Annotated in this window: 2 protein-coding genes; both read right to left on the reverse strand. The window is 45.1% G+C overall.

Going from position 1 to position 1,353, the window contains the following annotated elements; all coding sequences use genetic code 11:
- A partial coding sequence (locus A3762_RS03320; protein WP_231878716.1) for a cysteine peptidase family C39 domain-containing protein occupies positions 1-952 on the reverse strand: 952 nt, incomplete at its 3' end.
- Positions 949-1,353 (reverse strand): hypothetical protein (locus A3762_RS26970; RefSeq protein WP_197468991.1); only part of this gene is annotated, 405 nt, incomplete at its 5' end. The genes A3762_RS03320 and A3762_RS26970, both read right to left, overlap by 4 nt.

Here is a 1,353-nt window from a genome sequence, read left to right on the forward strand (position 1 = left end):
GCAAGATGACAAGCATGATAATCAGTGGAGATAAGAACAAAGGCCCTGCAATGACTGCAATCGTTAAAAGGAAAACGAGAAGAAAAGGTAAATCAATTAAGCTACTGATCGACGCCGAGGTGACGAACTCTCGCACTGATTCAAAGTCTGCTAAGTTCTTAGCGAACGATCCTGTTGATCTCGGCTTATGGCTTTCTTTGATTTTTAGTACTTGCTCGAAAATCGTGGACGACAAAATGACATCCGCTTTTTTACCCGCGATGTCTAAAAAGTAACTGCGCAATAACTTAAAAATAAAATCAAAACTGAAAACAATAAACGCCGCAATTACGAGCGTCCAAAGTGTATCTATCGCATTATTCGGTACAACGCGATCATAAACATTCATAACGAATAAGGGGCTCATTAGCGCGAAGAGATTGATCATGACTGTTGCTATCAGCACATCGCGATAAATCGATTTCGACACCCACAAGCTGCGCCAAAACCAATGCTGACGCTTGTGTTGATAATCTGTCTCAGCACGATCTATCTCGTATATCGTTTTCACAAGAAAACACTGGCCCGAATAGGCAGCGCTCAACTCATCAAGACTGATTTCTAGCTTACCCTTGTCAGGCACAAACACTGAAGCAATGCCGTTTTGTATGGCTAAGAGTACCGCCCCATGCTCGTCAGGCTGCTCGCCCAACACAACAATACATGGCAGTGTCGCAGGATCGAGCGCCGAAATATCGCGCTCTGTAAGATCTATCTCTAAGCCTGCGTTCTGTGCAGCGCGTGGTAGTAATGATGACGAGAGGCGTTCTTCACTTATCGGAACACCAGAAAGCAACGATGCAGCGCTTTGCGCTCGACCCAACAAACGACTAATCTCTATGAGGCATTCGAGAAATGAACGCTTACTTTTTGGTGCTAGACTCGAACCATTCACCATACGGGGATCACTCAAAGCTCAACATGCGAAAGAATAAACCGATCATTTAAGCTGTCTCTGATGCACATGAAGGGTCGACTAAAGCTTGCTCCCAAATTGCATAAGCCATTTTGCGAACACGGAGACACAGGGTTTCGAACAACATAAGTATTGTTTTCTACATTGGTCCAATATTCGTCTTGAATGCCTGCTTTTAAGTCAACGCTTGGAAGGTTATTGAGGATGTAGATGAAGTCGCGGAGCTCATTAATTCGCGGCAAATGCCAATCACCGAGGTTATTAACTGTCGTGCCGCCACATGTGGAATTTGCTCCTGACCACGCCTTTTGATTTATGGGGGTTACGTCGTACCACATGCGCTGGTCGTTGATGTCATGCAGATACACGTTTTCGTCAACGACTGCCGATGCATCCGT

The organism is Oleiphilus sp. HI0125, from assembly GCF_001635355.1.